Source organism: Fibrobacter sp. UWOV1, assembly GCF_900142495.1.
Classification (GTDB): domain Bacteria; phylum Fibrobacterota; class Fibrobacteria; order Fibrobacterales; family Fibrobacteraceae; genus Fibrobacter.
Genome location: NZ_FRBA01000006.1, coordinates 122,926 through 142,578, shown reverse-complemented (window position 1 = coordinate 142,578; position 19,653 = coordinate 122,926). Strand labels below are relative to the sequence as shown.

General features: G+C 51.6%; 13 protein-coding genes and 1 tRNA gene. 9 read left to right on the top strand and 5 right to left on the bottom strand.

The window, feature by feature from the left end:
- The first annotated feature begins 9 nt into the window (after positions 1–9).
- The 5 genes from BUC02_RS09840 (at position 10) to hisD (ending at position 8,557) form a co-directional block, all read left to right on the top strand.
- Positions 10–2,547, top strand: coding sequence for an ATP-dependent Clp protease ATP-binding subunit (locus BUC02_RS09840; protein WP_073322060.1), 2,538 nt, complete (start codon positions 10–12; stop codon positions 2,545–2,547).
- 123 nt (positions 2,548–2,670) lie between these two features.
- Positions 2,671–3,306, top strand: a complete 636-nt coding sequence (locus BUC02_RS09835; protein WP_073322057.1) for an adenylate kinase family protein — start codon at positions 2,671–2,673, stop codon at positions 3,304–3,306.
- Positions 3,307–3,394: 88 nt separating this feature from the next.
- A complete protein-coding gene (locus BUC02_RS09830) occupies positions 3,395–5,554 on the top strand; it encodes a polysaccharide biosynthesis tyrosine autokinase (RefSeq protein WP_139261099.1) in 2,160 nt (719 codons plus the stop codon).
- 9 nt (positions 5,555–5,563) lie between these two features.
- Positions 5,564–7,264, top strand: a complete 1,701-nt coding sequence (cimA, locus tag BUC02_RS09825; RefSeq protein WP_083564546.1) for a citramalate synthase — start codon at positions 5,564–5,566, stop codon at positions 7,262–7,264.
- Positions 7,265–7,267: 3 nt separating this feature from the next.
- Positions 7,268–8,557, top strand: coding sequence for a histidinol dehydrogenase (gene hisD / locus BUC02_RS09820; protein ID WP_073322051.1), 1,290 nt, complete (start codon positions 7,268–7,270; stop codon positions 8,555–8,557).
- Positions 8,558–8,689: 132 nt separating this feature from the next.
- On the opposite strand, the gene BUC02_RS09815 is transcribed toward hisD, so the two are convergent.
- Entirely contained in the window at positions 8,690–9,679 is a 990-nt protein-coding gene (locus BUC02_RS09815) for a GGDEF domain-containing protein (RefSeq protein ID WP_073322048.1), read from the bottom strand.
- 88 nt (positions 9,680–9,767) lie between these two features.
- On the opposite strand from BUC02_RS09815, the gene BUC02_RS09810 reads away from it, so the two are divergent.
- The gene (locus tag BUC02_RS09810; RefSeq protein ID WP_073322045.1) at positions 9,768–11,018 is read left to right on the top strand and encodes an amidohydrolase; all 1,251 of its coding nucleotides are present in this window, start codon (positions 9,768–9,770) and stop codon (positions 11,016–11,018) included.
- A gap of 5 nt (positions 11,019–11,023) precedes the next feature.
- Here the strand turns inward: BUC02_RS09810 and BUC02_RS09805 are convergent, their stop codons facing one another.
- Genes BUC02_RS09805 through nadB form a run of 3 tightly spaced genes read right to left on the bottom strand, consistent with a single transcriptional unit; the run spans position 11,024 to position 14,457 of the window.
- On the bottom strand, positions 11,024–11,734 hold the full coding sequence (locus BUC02_RS09805; RefSeq protein WP_073322042.1) for a CvpA family protein: 711 nt from the start codon (positions 11,732–11,734) through the stop codon (positions 11,024–11,026).
- Between the two features lie 27 nt (positions 11,735–11,761).
- Entirely contained in the window at positions 11,762–12,823 is a 1,062-nt protein-coding gene (locus tag BUC02_RS09800; protein WP_139261098.1) for a serine/threonine protein kinase, read from the bottom strand.
- 59 nt (positions 12,824–12,882) lie between these two features.
- Positions 12,883–14,457, bottom strand: coding sequence for an L-aspartate oxidase (nadB, locus tag BUC02_RS09795; RefSeq protein ID WP_073322036.1), 1,575 nt, complete (start codon positions 14,455–14,457; stop codon positions 12,883–12,885).
- 148 nt (positions 14,458–14,605) lie between these two features.
- Between nadB and BUC02_RS09790 the strand changes: the two genes are divergently transcribed.
- The 3 genes from BUC02_RS09790 to BUC02_RS09780 all read left to right on the top strand — a co-directional run bounded on the left by BUC02_RS09790 (position 14,606) and on the right by BUC02_RS09780 (position 18,861).
- Complete coding sequence (locus BUC02_RS09790) at positions 14,606–16,558, top strand: peptidylprolyl isomerase (protein WP_073322033.1); 1,953 nt, start codon at positions 14,606–14,608, stop codon at positions 16,556–16,558.
- Positions 16,559–16,618: 60 nt separating this feature from the next.
- Positions 16,619–16,691, top strand: a tRNA-Glu gene (locus BUC02_RS09785).
- A 124-nt stretch (positions 16,692–16,815) separates the two neighbouring features.
- Positions 16,816–18,861: a putative bifunctional diguanylate cyclase/phosphodiesterase gene (locus tag BUC02_RS09780; RefSeq protein ID WP_083564542.1), complete on the top strand. Its 2,046-nt coding sequence runs from the start codon at positions 16,816–16,818 to the stop codon at positions 18,859–18,861.
- On the opposite strand, the gene BUC02_RS09775 is transcribed toward BUC02_RS09780, so the two are convergent.
- Positions 18,849–19,652: a TatD family hydrolase gene (locus tag BUC02_RS09775; RefSeq protein ID WP_073322028.1), complete on the bottom strand. Its 804-nt coding sequence runs from the start codon at positions 19,650–19,652 to the stop codon at positions 18,849–18,851. The genes BUC02_RS09780 and BUC02_RS09775 overlap by 13 nt on opposite strands.
- Position 19,653 lies beyond the last annotated feature (1 nt).

Below are 19,653 nucleotides of genomic sequence, written 5' to 3'. Positions count from 1 at the left end.
AGGAGAAATATGTCAGATATCAACGGTATTTTTTCGAAAAAGGCGAAAGCGGTGTTGCAGGCTGCCCGCATTGCGGCCCGTAACTTGGGTAGCGACAGCGTTACGACCGAACATTTGCTGCTCGGACTTGTCCGCGAAGATTCCGGCTTTGCTGCCGAAACTTTGCGCGCTCTCAAAATCAATTTGAATGAACTTGGTGAAAATGTACAGCGCTCGTTGACAACGAACGGTGGCATTATGACTGTGGGCGATGCTCATGGTGCATTGCTTTCTTTTACGACTCGCTGTAAGGCGGCCCTTTTTAATGCGGCAAAAATTGCAAAAGAAGAAGGCGACCAGTACATTGGCCCGGAACACTTGATGCTTGCGATTTTGCAGCAGGCCGAATCTCCGGCGGCAGGTACGCTTTCGACTTTTGGTGTGACTTACGAAAATTTCGAAAGTACTTTGCAGCAGATCAAGCGTGAGGCCATGAACGGCCAGCCTTCTGGCGAAGAGGGCGAGGGCATGGATGGCGATGACCGCTTTATGGGGCAGGGTCGCGGTGACACGCGCCAGCAGGTGCGTAGCCAGAGCCGTTCCAAGACGCCGATTCTCGATCACTTCGGTCGCGACTTGACGGCGCTTGCCAAACAGGGCAAGCTCGACCCGATTATCGGGCGTGGTCGTGAAATTGAACGCTTGATCCAGATTCTTTGCCGCCGCAAAAAGAACAACCCGGCGCTTATCGGTGAACCGGGCGTGGGCAAGACGGCGATTATCGAAGGCCTTGCCCAGAAGATTGTCCAGAAGAAGATTCCGGAACTCTTGATGAACAAGCGCGTGGTGACGCTCGACGTGGCTGCCATGGTGGCGGGCACCAAGTACCGCGGCCAGTTCGAAGAACGCGTGAAGGGCTTGATTATGGAACTCCAACGCGTCGATAATTCGGTGATTCTCTTTATCGACGAACTCCATACGATTGTGGGCGCGGGCGGCTCCGAAGGTAGCCTCGATGCCAGCAACATCTTTAAGCCGGCGCTCGCCCGAGGCGAACTCCAGTGCATCGGTGCCACGACGATCGATGAATACCGCAAGTACATCGAAAAGGATGCCGCGCTTGAACGCCGCTTCCAGACGATTGTCGTGAATCCGCCTAATTCTGAAGATTCTATCCAGATTTTGGAAGGGCTTCGTCCGAAGTACGAGCAGCACCACAAGGTGCATTACACGCCCGAAGCGATTCGTGCCGCGGTGACGCTCGCCGAACGCTATATCAGTGACCGATTCCTGCCCGATAAGGCAATCGACGTACTCGACGAAGCCGGTGCACGCGTACGCTTGAATTCGATTCGTACGCCGCAAGACCTCAAGGAAATGGAAGACGAACTTGCCGCGACCATGCAAAAGAAAGAAGAGGCCATTGCCGACCAGCAGTACGAAACGGCTGCAACCCTCCGCGACAAGATTGAAGAATTGACGAACCGCATCGCCGAACGCCGCGAAGCCTTGAATAAGGAAGACTCGGCAGACTTGCCGGTGGTAGACGAAAACGAAATCCGCGACTGCATCAGCAAGATGACAGGTATTCCTATCAGCCGCCTCGCTGGTGAAGAAACACAGAAACTCCTGAAGCTCGGTGACGAAATCAAGGAACGCGTGATTGGCCAGGACCAGGCTGTAGATGCCGTGGTGAAGGCCATCCGCCGAACCCGTGCCGGTATTCGCAGCGCAAAACGCCCCATGGGCAGTTTCTTGTTCCTTGGCCCTACGGGTGTCGGTAAGACCGAGCTTGCGAAGGTCCTAAGCCAATGCTTGTTTGGTAGCGAAGAATCCATGATTCGTATCGACATGAGCGAATACATGGAAAAGCATAGCGTGAGCCGCCTGATTGGTGCGCCTCCGGGATACGTAGGCTTTGAAGATAGCGGTGGACAGCTCAGCGAAAAGGTGCGCAAGCGTCCCTACTGCGTGGTACTCCTCGACGAAATCGAAAAGGCTCACCCGGATATCTACAACTTGCTCCTGCAAATTTTGGATGACGGTATCCTTACGGATAGCTACGGCCGCAAAATCAACTTCAAGAACACCATCATCATCATGACGAGTAACGCTGGCGCTCGCGAAGTGCGCCACAGCAGCGGCATGGGATTCACCAAGATGGGGGAGACCGATGACTACGAACGTATGGAAACCGCCATCCGCGAAGAAGTCAAGCGCGTGTTCTCGCCGGAATTCTTGAACCGTGTGGACGAGCAGATTGTGTTCCGTCCGCTGACCAAGAAGGACCTGTCTTCTGTCGTAGACATTCAGCTGACCTTCTTGCAGAAGAACTTGTCCGAACGCGGAATACTCTTGGAAGTTTCTGAAGCGGCCAAGGAATTCATCGTGTCTCACAACTACGATTCCGCTCTCGGTGCGCGTCCGATTCGCCGCTCGATACAGAACCTGGTGGAAGACGAAATTGCCGAAGGCTTGCTCCTTGGAATCTACAAGGATTTCTCGACTATCTCCATCGATGTCGAAAACAACAAGCTCAAGTTCACATCCGAGGCGTTACCGAGTTAATAGCAATGTGAAATGTGAAGTGTGAAATGTGTAATGATTAATTTCTCATTCCACATCACACATTACACATTTTTTATATTTACCCGCGAAAAAATTCAACAATCAAACCCAAGAGGTTATACAATGGCTAAAATTCCTGCAGTTCTTATCTTTGGCGCACCGGGTTCCGGCAAGGGTACCGTCGGCGCAAAGCTCGCTGCTACTACGTCTCTCAAGCACATTTCCACGGGCGATATCTTCCGTGGCATTGCTCCTTCCAGCGAATCCGGCAAGCTTCTCGCTTCTTATTCCAGCAAGGGCCTCTTGGTTCCGGACGAAGCCACTGTCGAAATTTTCGGCCGCTTCATCGAAGGCCTCATCAACACCAACAAGGTGAACCCGGATAAGGATACTCTCCTTCTCGACGGTATTCCTCGCACGGTTGCCCAGGTCAAGCTCATTGAATCCGTGGTCGACGTGAAGCACATCTTCGTGCTCGACATCAAGGACGAAAAGACCATCGTGGCCCGCCTCCTCAACCGCGCGAAAATCGAAGGCCGTAAGGACGACGCCGACGAAGCCGTGATCAAGAACCGTCTCAAGGTTTACAAGGAATCTACCGCCAAGGTTCTCGGCAAGTACAGCAAGTCCATCATCAGCCGCATCAACGGCGACAACACCCCGGACGAAGTGTTCTGCGACACGCTCGCTGCCTATGTGAAGTTCTGCAAGTCTTCTGCAAAGAAGGCTCCGGCAAAGAAGAACGCTAAGAAGAAATAAAGCTTTTCTAGCTTATACAAAGAGGTCGCGGACATGCTCTGCGGCCTCTTTTTCTATTTTTGTAAATGAAGATCAAGAAAGGATGAAAATGGAACTGAATAATCAGTATAATTCTATAGGCTCTACTTCTTCAGCAAACCATAAGGATGAAGACGAAATCGATATCCTCGAAGTCTTAGGTTTGCTTTTGAAGCATAAGCTGTTTTTGGCTTTTTGTATTGTTCTCGGCTGCGCGGCAGGTTTCCTGGCTTCGAACTGGATGCGTCCGCAGTTTACGAGCGATGCCCTTTTACAGATTGACGTGAAGGGCAACAAGGCTGGGAAGGCCATGGGCGAAATGGGGGCCCTTTTGGACGTTGCCTCTCCTGCAGAAGCCGAAATCGAACTTTTGAAGAGTCGCATGGTATTGAACTATGTGGTCGAACAGGAACGTCTATGCTTTAACGCTTACCCGAAGGGCGCCATCGACCGCTTGCTCCATCAGGAAGGCCGCATGGACCTTGAAGACCTTTACATTCCTGAAATTGCCCGCATTGAAAAGTGGACTGCCGAGGTTGTCGGCGACAATGAATTTGCCGTTTATACTCCCGAAGGCGTTAAGCTTTTGCAGGGCAAGGTGGGCGAGTCGCTATCAGCTCCCTATGGTGGAGATACTCTTAGAGTTCATGTTAAACATTTGCTAGCAAGACCTGGTCAGCGGTTTGTTCTTGTTCAGTCCGAACCGCTAGATGCAGTCCGAGCCTTGGTCAAAAAACTCGATGTGGCCGAAAAGGGCAAGCAGACGGGTATCATAGGAGTGTCCTATACGGATCGATACGCCGACAAGGCCGCTTCTGTCTTGAATACGATCGCAAATATTTATCTGCGCCAGAATGTGGAAATGCGTAGTGCCGAAGCTGAAAAGACTTTGGAATTCCTGGAAGAACAGCTTCCGGGCGTGAAGGCTAAGCTTGATACGGCCGAAAAGAAGCTGGCAGACTACCGCTTGAAAATTGGTTCTGTGGACATGACGGGTGAAACCAGGGTTCACTTGGAAAAGGTCACGGAATTGGAAAAGCAGGTTTTGGAATTGGAGCAGCAACGTCAGGAAGCAACGCGCTTGTTCAAGGAAGAACACCCGGCTGTCCAGACTATTATGCAACAGCAGAGCCGCTTGCGTTCTGAACTTTCCCGTTTGAAGAAGTCTGCCGAAAATATGCCGCGTACCCAGCAAGACGTGATGAGCTTGCAAGAAGAAGTGGCCGTGAACAACGCCCAGTATACGGCAATGCTTAACAACATTCAGCAGCTCCGCGTGGTGCGCGCCGGTGAAGTGGGTAACGTGCGTATTGTGGACTACGCCCAGATCGAACGCAAGCCCAGCAAGCCGAACAAGAAGGTTATCTTTGCCGGTTGCGTTGGCGGAGCGTTCCTTTTGGGTGCCTTGCTGATTTACCTGTTGCAGATGACCAAGCGAGGTGTACGCAGTTCTCTTGAAATTGAACGTGAAACCGGCATTAGCGTCTACGCCAAGATTCCGAAGGCCGAAAACGCGATTCTCCTCAAGCGCAACAAGGGCAAGAATACAAAGCCCCTGGTCGAAGACGACCCAGATTCGCCGTCAAGCGAAGCGCTTCGTTCTCTTTATACGGCTATTGAATTTGCAACGAACGATTTGCGCGTCATGATGGTGACGGGCATGATTCCGGGCGTGGGCAAGTCCTTTGTTTCCAAGAACGTTTCTGCCCTTTTTGCGGGCTCTGGCAAGAAGACCTTGCTCATCGATGCCGACATGCGTCGCGGCGTGGTATATAGCCACCGCAAGCAGGGCTTGGGCGATGTACTCGAAGGCAAGTGCTCCTTGGATAACGCTGTGGCCGATTCCATTACCAAGAACCTGTATGTGCTTGGTGCCGGTAAGACCGATGTGTCGCCGAGTGAACTCTTGCGCGGCGAAACCTTCAAAAACCTTTTGGAAGAGGCCAAGTCCAAGTTCGATATCATTATCGTGGATACGCCTCCTCTAGAACTCGTCACCGATTCCGAACTCATTTACCCCATTGTGGACTTCGCCTTGTTCGTGCTCCATTACGGCAAGCATTCCATGGATCAGATCAAGGAATCCATGATGAAACTCGACCGTTGCTGCGAAGGCAAGCCTCGCGCGTTCGTGATGAACCATTGCGAATCCGATGGTCATGGCTATGGCTACGGCAGCTATGGTTATGGTAAGTACAGCTATTACGGCAAAGACAAAAAGAAAAAGTAATTACGACTCATGAAAGTTTTTCTCTACGACACGACCCTACGCGATGGTAACCAGGATCGCAGAATCAGTTTGTCTTTAGCGGACAAGTTGCAGATTGCACGCCTTTTGGACCATTTCGGTTTTGACTATATCGAAGGTGGCTGGCCCAATCCGAGTAACCCGACCGACGAAGAATTCTTCCAGAAGATTAAGGAAGTTAAGCTGAAGCATGCGAAGATTGCTGCGTTCGGTTCTACGCGCCGTCCCGGAACGATTCCCGAAAAGGACCCGCTGCTGCAGGCTCTTGTGAAGTCGGGTGCCCCGGTCAAGACCATTTTTGGCAAGAGCTGGGACCTGCATGTGACAGACGTGATTCGCACGACGCTCGAAGAAAACCTCGACATGATCGAATCTTCTGTCGCATACCTCAAGGAAAACTCCGAAGAAGTCATTTACGATGCAGAACACTTCTTCGATGGCTACAAGGCTAATCCCGAGTATGCCATGGAAACCTTGCGCGCCGCAGAAAAGGGCCATGCCGACTATATCGTGCTTTGCGATACCAATGGCGGAACCATGCCGTGGGAACTTGAAGAAATTGTCAAGGATGTCAAGAAGCGTATCTCGACTCCTATCGGAATCCATGTTCACGATGATTCTGGCCTTGGCGTGTGCAACAGCATTTATGCTGTAAAGAACGGTGCCGTCATGGTGCAGGGCGTGGTGAACGGTTTTGGTGAACGTTGCGGTAACGCGAACCTTACGACTATCGCTGCCGATTTGCACTTCAAGATGGGAGCCAAGTTCTTTGCAGCGAAAAAGATTGCAAGACTTCGCCAGCTGAGCGGAAACATTGACCAGATCGTGAATTTGCCGAGCGACCCGCATGCTCCGTATGTGGGTGATGCCGCCTTTGCCCATAAGGGTGGAGCCCATATCGATGGCGTGATGAAGGTGTCTCGCAGCTTTGAACACATCGACCCGCATGCCGTCGGTAACGATCGCGTGTTTGTGACGAGCGACCAGGCGGGCGGTTCTCTGGTGGTCGAAAAACTCAAGGCCATTAAGCCAGGTATCGACAAGAAGGACCCGGTGGTGGCAAGTCTGCTTTCTTTAATCAAGGAACGCGAAAACGCCGGCTGGCATTTTGACAGTGCCGAAGCGAGCTTCAAGATGCTTGTGTACCGCCACTTGGGCATGGTCAAGGAACCGTTCAAGGTGCTGAACTACCGAGTCATTGAAGACAAGACTCCGCAGGGCGTGTCTGTTTCGCAGGCGACTGTAAAACTCCAGATTGGCGACAAGATCAGCCATCAGGTGAGTGAAGGCGACGGCCCGGTGAACGCTTTGGATGCAGCCCTCCGTAAGGCTTTGCTCCCGTTCTTCCCGAATATGGCGAAGGTCAAGCTCGACGACTATAAGGTACGCGTGCTTGGTTCCAAGGTGGCTTCTGACGCAACGGTTCGCGTGTGGACGACCTTTGGCGACGAGAAGGGATACTGGAATGTGGTCGGTGTTTCGAGCAACATTATCGAAGCGTCTTGGATGGCATTCGTTGACGGCCTGACCTACAAGATTCTTGTCGATGAAAAGGTGATTGAAGGTGCTTACAAGCATTTGGACGTGAAGCCTGTCGTGCCTGTAGCCAAGGAAGAACCTGCTCCGACGAAAACGAAAAAATTGACTGCCCGCAAGGTCCGCAATCTTGCCGGTGTATCAAGGAAGAAATAATTCATGCAAATCGTAAAAGTTACTCCGAAATCTGCTGAAATCGAACGCATCTGCGGGCGTGAAGTAGCCCCGTCCAAGGAAATTCACGACAAGGTAATGCAGATCCTTGCCGACATCAAGAAGGGCGGCATCGCCAAGGCGACGGAATACGCCCAGAAGTTCGATGGCCTCAAGGGCAAGAACATCCGCGTGCCGGCATCCGCCATTGCAAAGTCTGCCGCCAAGTGCCCCAAGGAACTGCAGAAGGCCTTGAAGCAAGCCATCAAGAACGTGCGTGATTTCCACAAGAACCAGATGGAAGAATCCTGGCTTATGGAAGGGGCCGATGGAGTAGTCCTCGGTCAGCGCATTCGCCCCATGAAGCGTGTGGGCCTCTATGTGCCGGGTGGTGCGGGCATTTACCCGAGCACCGTGATTATGAATGCAGTTCCGGCCCTCGTTGCCGGCGTGCAGGACATCGTGGTGGTGACCCCGATCAAGGGCGAAATCAACCGTGCTGTGGCATTCGTGCTGCAGGAACTCGGCATTGAAGAAGTCTACCACATCGGTGGCGCTCAAGCGATTGGCCTGCTTGCATACGGTGCCAAGGATGCCAAGGGCAAGACGGTTGTGGAACGCGTCGACAAGATTGTTGGCCCGGGTAACGTGTTTGCCGCTATCGCCAAGAAAGAAGTCTTCGGCGTCGTGGACATCGACATGGTGGCAGGCCCCAGCGAAGTGCTCGTGATGGCCGACAATACCTGCGATCCGGACTTTGTTGCTGCCGACCTTTTGAGCCAGGCCGAACACGGTTCCGGTTTCGAAGCTGCCATTTGCATTACCGACAATATGGAAACCGCCCAGATGATTTCTGCCTGCGTCGATGTGCAGGTCGAAAATTCCCCGAAGAAGGAACTTCTCGAAAAGGTGCTCGGCAACTTCGGCCGCATTTTGGTGGTGAAGGACTGGTTCGACGGTGTTGAAATCGCGAACCGCATTGCTCCGGAACACTTGGAAGTGATGACCGCCGAAGCCGAATCGATGGCCGCTCAAATCGAGAACGCTGGCGCCGTATTTATCGGCCCGTGGTCCTCCGAGCCAGTGGGTGACTACTTTGCTGGCCCGAACCATGTGCTGCCTACTAACGGCACGGGCCGTTTCTTCAGCCCGCTCGGTGTCTACGACTTCCTCAAGCGCATGAGCATTATCCGCTACAGTGAAAAGGCTATCAAGAAGAATGCGAAGGCGATTGCCGCCGTTGCTACCGAAGAAGGCTTTATCCACCACGCCGCTGCCGTGTTGAAGCGTCTTTAGAGCAGTGAGCTATGAGCTCGCTTTGCTTTGAGGACGCTCGTTTCACTCGCTTTGAGAAAAAATAATACCTCAAAGTGAGCCGTAGGCGAACGACCTCATACCTGAAAGGGCGCGTTAGCGCCCGACCTGTTTTTAAAACAAAAACATGGAGTCTTCGCCAAGGTTCAGGCATACGCGGTTGCGCCCGGATTCTTTGGCGTAGTACAAGGCGTCATCGGCGCGCTTGATGATTGATTCTACGGTATCCCCTTGCTGCCTTTCGGTAAAGCCCACGCTTACGGTAACGGAGATGACCTCGCCCGAAGAGAGCGCTATTTGCATTTTTTCGACACAGGAACGCAGTCGTTCTGCGATGATTTTAGCGTTTTCGCTAGTTGTATTCGGTAGAAACACTGTGAATTCTTCGCCGCCGTAACGCACTGGCATGTCCGAGGGCCTTAGGCAATTCGTAATGCATTTGGCGATGGCAATGAGCACCTGGTCTCCGGCGATATGCCCGAAGGTGTCGTTGATATTCTTGAAGTGGTCGATGTCGAGCATGAATGCCGAAAGGTGAAAATCGCCTTCGTTACTGCGCTTGAGTTCGCGGGTGTACATCTCTTCGAGCCATCGACGGTTGTGAAGTCCGGTCAGGGAATCCGCCTTCGCATTTTCTTCGATACAGCGAATGTGGTATTCTTCTTCGCAGACGACTTTGTTGTTGTTGCGAAGTCTGCTGCTTAGCAGTTGCAAGAAGTTGAGGCACAAGTCGTGCGATGCGTTAAGCATGGCTAGTGCGGTGCCTGCATCAATCACGAGAAGCGTGCTTTTCTCTTTTGCAAAGACTTGGGCGCTGGGCTTAACGTTGTCGAATATGGACATTTCGCCTGCGCAGTGCCCAGGAAGAATATTGTCCGAAAAAGAGCCTCCTTGGGATTTCATGACGACTTGGAGCAGGCCGTCAAGCAAAATCAGCAACCGGCGCTTGGGTTGATTCGGGTCGATGAGCAATGTTCCCGGTTCCACGGTAATGGTTTTGCAGCCGAGAAGATAACCGGCGAGGCTTTCAAAAGCGACGTTCTTGAAAATGTCCAATTTCTGAAATTGGGCTCTTGAAATAGGGAGAGTTTCCAGTTCGTCCATCTTCATACCATAATTATATACTAAAACCGCTAAAAACGCTCCCGAAATATTCTACTTTTCGTGTAAATCAGTTTCATGAGTGAAAATTATGGCAAAAACGATACTCCAATCTGTGCTTTTTCAAGGAAAAAAACAGGATATTTTGATTTCGGGCAAGAAATTTGCCAAGGTTGGTCGTGAACTTTCCAAGCGCGATTACGAGAATGCCGAAATTGTCAAGTGCGATGGGCTTGCCATAGTGCCACCGTTCTACAATGGCCACACTCATGCCGCCATGACACTTTTGCGTGGCTATGCCGACGATATGCCTCTCCAGAAATGGCTCACGGAATACATCTGGCCTTTCGAGGCGAAACTTACGGCGAAGGATATCGAAATCGGAACGCGCCTTGCCGTGCTTGAAATGATCAAGTCCGGAACCGTCTTTTTTTCGGACATGTACTGGCGTCGCGAAGTCACCATGAAGGTGGTGAAGGAAATGGGAATTCGAGCCTCTATTGGCGTAACGATAGCAGAAAACTTGGATACGCCCGAACATATTGAAGAAAATTTCAAGTTCCTGCAAGATCACCGCCTTGAATCGGACCGCGTCAAGCTTGCCGTTATGCCGCATTCCATTTACACCGTTGGCGAAAAAATTTTTAGGCGCTGCGCGAAGGTGGCACGCGAAGAAAACTACATTCTGCATACACACCTTTCTGAAACGCTCAAGGAAGTCAAGGACTGTCAAAAGCAGTATGGCTGTACTCCCGTAGAACTCCTTGACAAGTGGGGAATTCTGGGCGAAAACTTTGTGGCTGCGCATTGCGTTCACCTGAACGAATATGAAATGTCCTTGATGGCGGAATCGGAATCGGCGGCGATACTGAATCCGTGTTCGAACTTGAAACTCGGCAGCGGAATTCCGAAGGTGAATGCGCTTTTGGATAGCGGTACTCTTGTCGGGCTTGGTACCGATGGCGCGTCGTCGAACAACAACCTCGACATGCACGAAGAAATGAAGCTGATTTCGCTTTTGGCAAAGGTGGAACGCAAGGGCGGTAACGCCGAGGCGTTGCCTGCGGTAGAGGCTTTCGAAATGGCGACGTCGAATACGGCGCTTGCCTATGGAATCCCGGCGGGCCTGATTGCCGACGATTTCTTGGCTGACGCCTTGTTGCTAGACTTGAAGAATGAACGCCTTGTGCCCAATTACAACTTGGTGAGTAACTGGGTGTATGCGGGCGATTCTAGTGCCATCCATTCCGTGATTTGTAACGGCAAGTTCGTGATGCGTAATCATCATGTCGACGGCGAAGACGATATTATTAAAGAAGCGCGTAAGTACGCAACAAAATAAGACGGCTATTTAGCGGCTTCTTTTGCTTCTTTAGCGGTGCTCTTGAGCGAGTCGACGGCGTCCTTGACCGATTCCTTGGCGACTTCGGCTGCCTTGTCGGCGGCATCCTTGGCCGTTTCTTTGACAACTTCGGTTGCCTTGTCTGCGGCATCCTTGGCTGCTTCGGATGCCTTTTCGGCGGCCTTGTCCGTAATGGACTTGGTGATTTCGTTGGCTTTCTTTTCGGCGACATCGAGCAAGTTCACCGGCTTCGAAGAATAACCCATCAATTCAAGAGATGCCTTGTAGGCGTCGTAAGCGAACGCGGTGTCGCGGGTTTCGGGAATAATTCCGCCAAAGGGGAACAGGTGCAAAATCGTCAGCAGCACAAAGCAAATGAGCAATGCCTTGATGACTCCGAAAATTCCTCCGAGAATCCGGTCGGCTTTACCGACAGTCGTGTTTTCGGTAATGTGCTGGAGGAATCGCCCTACAAACAGGAACAGCAGGAACGGAACCAGGAATCCGATGCACATGCAAACGAGCTTTGTCGAAAATGCGCTTGCCTGCAACGTGTTTGAAACAAAGTCAGAAAGCAAGTCGCATGCAAAATAGGCGCCCACAATGCCTGCGGCCCAGGCAATCAGTCGGAATATCCCGCGGAAAAATCCGTGCCATAAACCGAGCAACATGAGAAAAAGAATGATGATGAGGCAGACAATGTCTATTGCGTTCATGGAATTTGTTTTCTAAAAAAAGTTTGCCTAAATAAAACGTGTAATGATAAAACAAATTAAAAAGCCAATGATAGCGCCGATGCCAAGTCCCTTGAAAAAGTGAAACTTGATATGCGTCGGATAAATCGGGGGTTCGGTGAAAAGCGTTTCGTCGATTGAGTCGGTTTTCTGCTTGATAGAATCCTTGATGGCGTAAATCCACATGGCCATGTACGGAACCATATCGCGTGGGTAATTGCGCATGACAAGCGAAATTTGCTCGGCAGCATCGAATGCGGTGAGCGGACGCTTGTGCGGATCCTTGTTCAGCATCTTTGCGATCAATTTCTTTAAGCGGCGGGGGAGTTCCTTGTCAAAAGCCTTTTCGGTGACGCGGAGCTTCTGGATTCTCTGGAGCGTGTCGCTAAAGTTCGTGCCGCGGAAAATGTTTTGGCCCATGAGCATTTCGCTTGCGATAATGCCTACGGCAAACAGGTCGGATGCTGGAGTGGCTTCTTCGCCGACAGTCTGTTCGGGGCTCATGTAAGTGACGGTACCGAGAATGGCGCCCGTTTGCGTTAATCGTTCGGCGTCTTCGCCCTTGTTGAACTTGAGCGGAGATTCCGTATGCGCGATGCCGAAATCGAGCAAATGGATTCGCCCGTCGTTATCGACCATGATGTTGGCGGGCTTGATGTCGCGGTGGACGATTCCCTTGCGGTGAGCTTCGCCCAAGGCACAAAGGATTTCGTGCAAAATGTTCAGAACAACCCACAGAGGCGGCTGTTTTACTTTGTCAAGAATCTGACGAAGCGTGAGCCCGTGCACGAATTCCATGGACAGCGAAAGCTTGCCGTCTTTTTCTTTCCAAAGGGCGTAGGGCTTGGTAATGGCCGGGTGGTTTAGGTGCGCAAGGATATTGCCTTCTTGCATAAAGCGGCGGACATTGACATCGTTGTCTTCGATGTCCTGTTGCATTTGCTTGACCACGACCATGCGGTCGAGCGACTTGTCATGGCAAAGCCACAGCTGACCCATGGCGCCGGAACCCAGTTCCTGCGTCGGTGTGTACCCGCCAATCTTTGAAGGTTTTGCGCTTTTTCCTTCCACGTCCAACTTCCAACTGTCTACTGTCTACTGTCTACTGTCTACTGTCTACTGTCTACTTCCTACTTTAAGTAAATCGTATGGTGTTTCGTCTTCGGGTCCAGATTCGGATAATCCAGAATGTAGTGGAGTCCGCGAGATTCCTTGCGGTGGAGTGCTGCAATCAGAATCATCTTCGATACCTGCAATGCATTCAGGAATTCAATGAAGTACAGGTTTTCGGTTTCCTTGTTCTTGATGGCGGTGTTGACATCTTTTTCAAGTTCTTCGACAACCTTGAGCCCCTGATTGAGCCCGGCAACCGTGCGCACGATTCCGCAATGCGTCCACATCATGTCCTGCAGAATCTTCTTGCGCTTGCGCCAGTAGGCGGACTTGGTGAACGAAACCTTTTCTTTCTTGCTCGACTTGCTTGTAGCAATCTTTTCTTTCAGGAGACCGCTTTCGCTAATGTTGTCGACAGCGCGGATGGCGAAGACGACGCTTTCCAGAAGCGAGTTCGAAGCCAGACGGTTTGCGCCGTGGACGCCGGTAGCGGCGACTTCGCCGCAGGCGTACAGGCCCTTAATCTCGGTGCGTGACCATGTGTCGACCAGTACGCCTCCGCACATGTAATGTGCGGCCGGCACCACCGGAATCCACTGCTTGGTAATGTCAATTCCTGCCTCGAGGCACTTCGCGTAAATGTTCGGGAAATGGCTCTTGATGTCTTTCGGCGTGCGACCGCTCAAGTCAATAAACATGTTGGGCTTGCCCAAGCGCTGCATTTCGCTATGAATGGCGCGGGCCACAATGTCGCGCGGTGCAAGGGAGTGCAGCGGGTGCACTTGGTTCATGAATTCTTCGCCCTTGTCGTTTTTCAAGATTCCGCCAAAGCCACGCACTGCTTCCGAAATCAGGAACGGCTTCTTGAGGTTCGGAGCGTAAAGACTCGTGGGGTGGAACTGCATGAATTCAATGTCTTGCAGCGCGGCCCCTGCGCGGGCAGCAATCGCCATACCGTCGCCGCAGCTGTCATGCGGGCAAACCGTGTACTGCCAGATACGACCGGCACCGCCAGTAGAAAGGATAGAAGCCTTTGCGTAAAGGTCTTCGACAATGCCCGTCTTCTGGTGAATAATCTTGGCACCGATGCAGCGCTTGTTCTTGCCTTCGCCCTTGCAAATCAAGTCCTTGATGTAGCAGTTTTCAATGTAGTGAATGTTCTTGTGCTTGTGCAGTTCGCAAAGCAGGGCGCGCATAATCTCTTTACCGGTGAGGTCTGCGGCGTGCAAAATACGGTGGTGGCTGTGGCCGCCTTCCAAGTGCAAGTCAAATTGTGTCTTGTCGGCGGGCGAGGGGGTGAACTGCACGCCCCACTTGACCAGCTGGCGAATGGTATCTGGGCCGCTCTTGGTCAGAATGTTCACGGGTTCTTTCTTGCAAAGGCCTGCACCAGCTTCCAGCGTGTCGTCAATATGGAACTTGAACTTGTCTGTTTTTTCGGTAACGGTCGCGATTCCGCCTTGAGCGTAGTTCGATGAGCCGTCCGGTTTCGCACCCTTAGTGAGAATAACAACCGAAAAGCCTTTTTCTGCGGCATGGAGTGCTGCACTCAAGCCAGAAATTCCTGCTCCCAGAACCAAAATGTCGTACATGACCGAACTCCGTTGACTAAACTTTGTTTTTTTCGGTGTATATAGATAGAAAAAAACGGCTATTTCGGCATTATTTGAATGCAAAATAAAAGTAATAGATTTTTTTTGCTACATTTTGCCCGACAAAAATTTCTATGGAGTCTACTCTATGTTAACGTGGATTAATGAAAAAGCCAAGTGGATTATCGTTATCTTTGCCGCGGGTATCGTGGTGGGCCTTTTGGCCATGGACCGTGTCCCGAACCAAGGACACAGCTATCCGGTCGGCGTTGTAAACGACAAGAAGATTACTTATGCCGAGTTCGACTCCCGTATCAAGAACATCGTGCAAAACCAATACCAGGGCCAGCACCTCGAGGACGAACAGTACAACCAGCTGCGTAGCGAAGTCTTCCGTAGCTTTGTTCGCCAGATTCTCTTGAACGAACAGTTCGAAAAAGCCGAACTGAGCGCGTCGGTCGCCGAACTCGAATCCGAATTCAGCCGCAATCCGGATGCCGTTCGCGCCCGTCTGGTCCAGGAAGCCCAGCGCTACCTGTACATGATCCAGCAGCAGGCTACGAGCCAGGAAGACCTGATGCAGCGTTCTCAGGCTTATATCGCCAGTCTGCCGAAGTTCCTCACGGATTCGACCTTCAATAAGGAAGAATACGACGCTTGGCTCAAGACTCCCGAAGCTTTCCGCTGGGGTGTGATGCTTCAGCTCGAAGAAGACCTGAAGGTTAACACGATTCCGGCTCGCCAACTGCAAGTGCTGGTCGGCGCTTCTGTACACCCGACGTCTCTCGAAGCGAACTGGAATGTCAACCGTCGCATGACCGACTACGAACTGCAGGTGGCGGTTGTCAACGGTGTAGATTTCAAGGCTGACGAAAATGCCGTGGACAGCGTGATGGTCGCTGGCTACTTCAATGCCCATCGCGACAGCTTCTTTGTCAAGAAGGACATGGCCCAGTTTGAATTTGCATACCTCCCGGTCGAAGCTACTGCTGGCGATGACGCGCGCATTCGCGAATATGCCATGACGCTTTATTACCAGCTGACCGATTCCTCTTCGACTACCACGTTCGAAGACATGGCCCGTATTTCTTCCGAAGATGCATCCACTGCTGAAAAGGGCGGCGTCTTGAGCGACGACTATGTGGGTCGTGGTGTCTATGTCAAGGAATTCGAAGATGTCGCTTTCGGTCTCGATTCCGGTGCCGTTTCCGAACCGGTTCGTACCCGCTTTGGCTACCACATCATCAAGAGCCTCGGCAAGTCCAAGGATTCTACCGGTGCTGATCTCGTGAAGGTCGCACATATCCTTCTCGTCGTGAACGCTTCTTCTGAAACAATCGATAGCCTCGAAGGCATTCTCACCAAGGTGAAGGCTTCTGTCGATGCTGGCAAGACTTTTGCCGATGCTGCCAAGGAACTGAACCTCGATGTTCACACTTCTAACTGGATTTCTCGTGGCGACAATATCGAAGGTGTCGGTTACCTGAAGGGGCTTGCCGCTTATGCCTGGCCGAACGAAAACCTCCCGGACGAAGCTAGCAAGGTTTCTCCGATCTTGAAGAACAACAAGTGGGTCGTGGTTGCTGAAAAGGTCAAGGAACTCAAGGCTGGTGAACGCAGCGTTGACCTGTACTTCAACAGCATCAAGAATACGCTTCTCCGCAACAAGGCCGCTGCCGCTGCTGAAGCTTACCTCGCTTCCGTTGCCGACAAGGTGAAGGCCTGGGCTCCGGCTGATAGCGCCGCCGATTCTGCAGCTGTTGCCGCAAACAAGATTGAAAAGGTGAATATGGAGCATGTGACCGCCTCTGTCGACGGCTACGTGCCGGGCTTCGGCTATGGCAGCAACCGAATTTCCAAGATTCTCGAAAATACCAAGGAAGGCGAATGGAGCTCTGCCGTCGCTACCGAAAACGGTGCCGTGATGGTCAAGGTCGTCTCCAAGAAGGTTCCTGAAGAAGCCTCCGTTAAGGAAGCCGTGAAGACCGAAATTGCAAATACCAGCAGCTACGTCGCTATGAGCTTGTTCAATGATTTTGTGAACAACCTCGAAAATTCGACCGCTGTAGAAAGCAATCTCGACCTCTACTACAGAGACTAGACAGAAAATTGGTGGTTTGCTATATTTGGCGTCGCTGTTTCGGCACACCAAATAGCATTCGGTGCCATCGTCTAGTGGTCTAGGACACTGGCCTCTCACGCCGGTAACAAGGGTTCGAGTCCCTTTGGCACTATTAAAACGGATCCGCAGGGTCCGTTTTTTGTTGTCGTGTAATTGTCAACTATTAAAAAAAACATAAAATTTTTAGTCACACTGTTAAAATTTATTTATATATTATGCCCATACGGATTGGGTAAATGAGATTATTTGACGAAAAAGTGGTGTTACGGTTCTTGCTGGTAATAGCAAGTGTTTTTTTTGCAGCATTCATTCCAGAAATTCTATCGGGTAAGGAGCGTCTAATTTGGGCGGTCCCTTATATTCTTGCCGACTTTTTCCTGGTCATAGTGGCTGTTTTGTATCGTTTCCCGGTTATTGGCAACCGCAAGCGCATGCGCGAAGATGTCAATATCGCCCCTCCGGCAGCCGATCCGGTACCTATCCGTGATTTCAAGAAAGACCTCATGGAACGAGACGAACTGTTCCAGATGATGGTCGATATTTCCGCCAGCGGATTTTGGACTTTTGACGTCATTACCGGAAAAGTCTACTGGTCACACCGCGCAATCAAGCTTTTGCAGGCCGAAGCAAGCACTATGCTCGATTCCTTTGACCTGCTCAAGGAACGCATTGTCGAAAGCGACTGGCTCCAGTTCAAGAAGGCTCTGCAGGTCGCCCTTGAAAATGGCGAAAAGTTCAGCATGATGATCAATTTGTTGAAGGCCAAGTCCGGCGAAGGCCGCTTGATGCTTTCGGGCCACGTGCAGCTGAACGAAGACGGTCACCCCATTCGCATTGTGGGTTCCCTCGACGAAAATTCCGACAAGCAGGCCCAGGCCAAGCAGAATTACTATTACGCCTATCAAGACGCCCTGACGGGTGTCTATAACCGCAAGTTCTTCCTTGAAAAGCTCAAGGTCGATGTCGACATGGCTCTCAAGAGACCCGATTACCTGTTTGCGGTGGCCCTTCTGGACATTGACCGTTTTGGAGCGATCAATACATCTTATTCCATTAATGTAGGCGACAGCGTTTTGCGCATTGTCGCTGACCGTATTAAGGCGCAGTGCCGTACCGGAGACACCATTGCCCGTATCGGTCCGGATGTCTTTGCAATCGTTTTGCACGATATCCAGTTCAATAACGACGATAACGATATCAAGTCCATAGTCCGTAGAATCCATAATGCGGTAAAGCAGCCTATCCAGTTGGAAGGCCGCGAACTTTATATCGGCGTTTCGATGGCGGTGGCCCTCAACCGTGAAGTAGACTGCGTCGAAGATATCATGGCGAACGTCACCTCGAGCCTTCGTGAAATGAAGAAGAGCGTGGCCCATGGCGGAATCCAGTTCTTTAGCGGTGGCATCCGTGAAAAGGCCATGAAGCTCTACAAGCTCGAATTTGACATCCGCAGGGCTCTCCAGGCGCGTGAATTTGTGCTGTTCTACCAGCCGATTGTCGATGTTTCTAACGGAAACCGCGTGGCAGCCTTCGAGGCGCTTGTCCGTTGGAACCAATCCGAAAACAAGTTCATTTCGCCGGCAGAATTTATCCCGATTGCCGAAGAAACGGGCCTCATTATCCCGATGGGCGCCCAGATCTTGAGAATGGCATGCTTGCAGGCTAAGGCCTGGGCCGACCAGGGCTATACCGACTTGCAGGTGGCCGTGAACTTCTCGGCAAAGCAGTTTGCGCTCGACAACATGATCGACGATATCAAGCAGGTGTTGCTTGAAACGCATTTGAACCCGAAGAACCTGAAGCTCGAAATTACCGAATACACAGCCGTGTGCGAAGCCGAAAAGACGGTGAAGATCATGAAGGCTCTTTCGGGAATGGGTATCCAGATTTCGATTGATGACTTCGGTACGGGTTACAGTAGCCTTTCTTACCTCAAGCAGTTCCCGATTCATACGCTCAAGATGGACAAGTCCTTCATTGACCACGTGACCGATGACGAAGAAGACGCCTCGTTTGCCCGCATGGTGATTGGCATTGCGAAGTCCTTGAATCTTGACTTGATTGCCGAAGGTGTCGAAAGCGAAGAACAGCTCGACTTCTTGAAGTCCGAAGGATGCAAACTGATTCAGGGTTTCTATTTCAGCAAGCCGCTATCGGCCGAGAAGGCTTACGAATACTTGCAGCAGCATTATATGCCTGCATCGTCTGCAACCGCAGAAAAGGCTGCAAAGGAAATCCCCGTAATCGAAAGAGGTTACGTCGGAGAAAGTTATATTCCGTAACAACGGCGAGTGTTTTCACGGCAGTCCCTGTAGAGCTCCTCTACAGGGATTTCTTTTACCTGGGCGAGTGCCTGTGCAATGTAGGGAATATAGCCCGAATGGCAGGGTTTTCCGCGGTATGGGATGGGGGCCATGTAGGGGGAGTCGGTTTCCAGGAGCATCTGGTTCATGGGCACGAGGGCTGCGGCATCGCGCACGTTTTGCGCATTCTTGAACGTCACGATTCCCGTAAAGCCTACGAAAATGCTTGCCCCGCGGTATTTCAGGTCCAGCAATTGTGCGCAGAATTTAGGCGAGCCCGTAAAGCAGTGTACATGAATCTTGCTTCCACGAAGGTCGGCATTACGCAATACTGCAAGCGCATCGTCGTCGGCTTCGCGCAGGTGCAAAACCAGCGGCTTGCCCGATTTGAGCCCGAGTTCCAGATGGCGCTCGAAAAGCTTGACCTGTTCGGCCTTGGTGTCTGAACCGTAGTGGTAATCCAGTCCGAATTCGCCACAGGCGACACACTTGGGGTGCTTCAGGTATTTAAGCAGTTTTGCTTCGTCTTCGGCGGTTTCCGTCAAAACATATTCCGGATGAATCCCGTAAGCGGCGTAGACATTTGGATATTTTTCAGAGAGCTCTTGGGCGCGGGCAAAGTCTGCCGGATCGCATGCCACGTGAATATAGGCTTCGGGAGCCTGGATGTTTTGGTCCGGGTCGTGGGCGAGGCGTGAAAACAGATTGCCGACGGCTTCGCCGGAATGCTGTTCGTAGGAATCCAAATGACAATGCGTATCGATAAACATA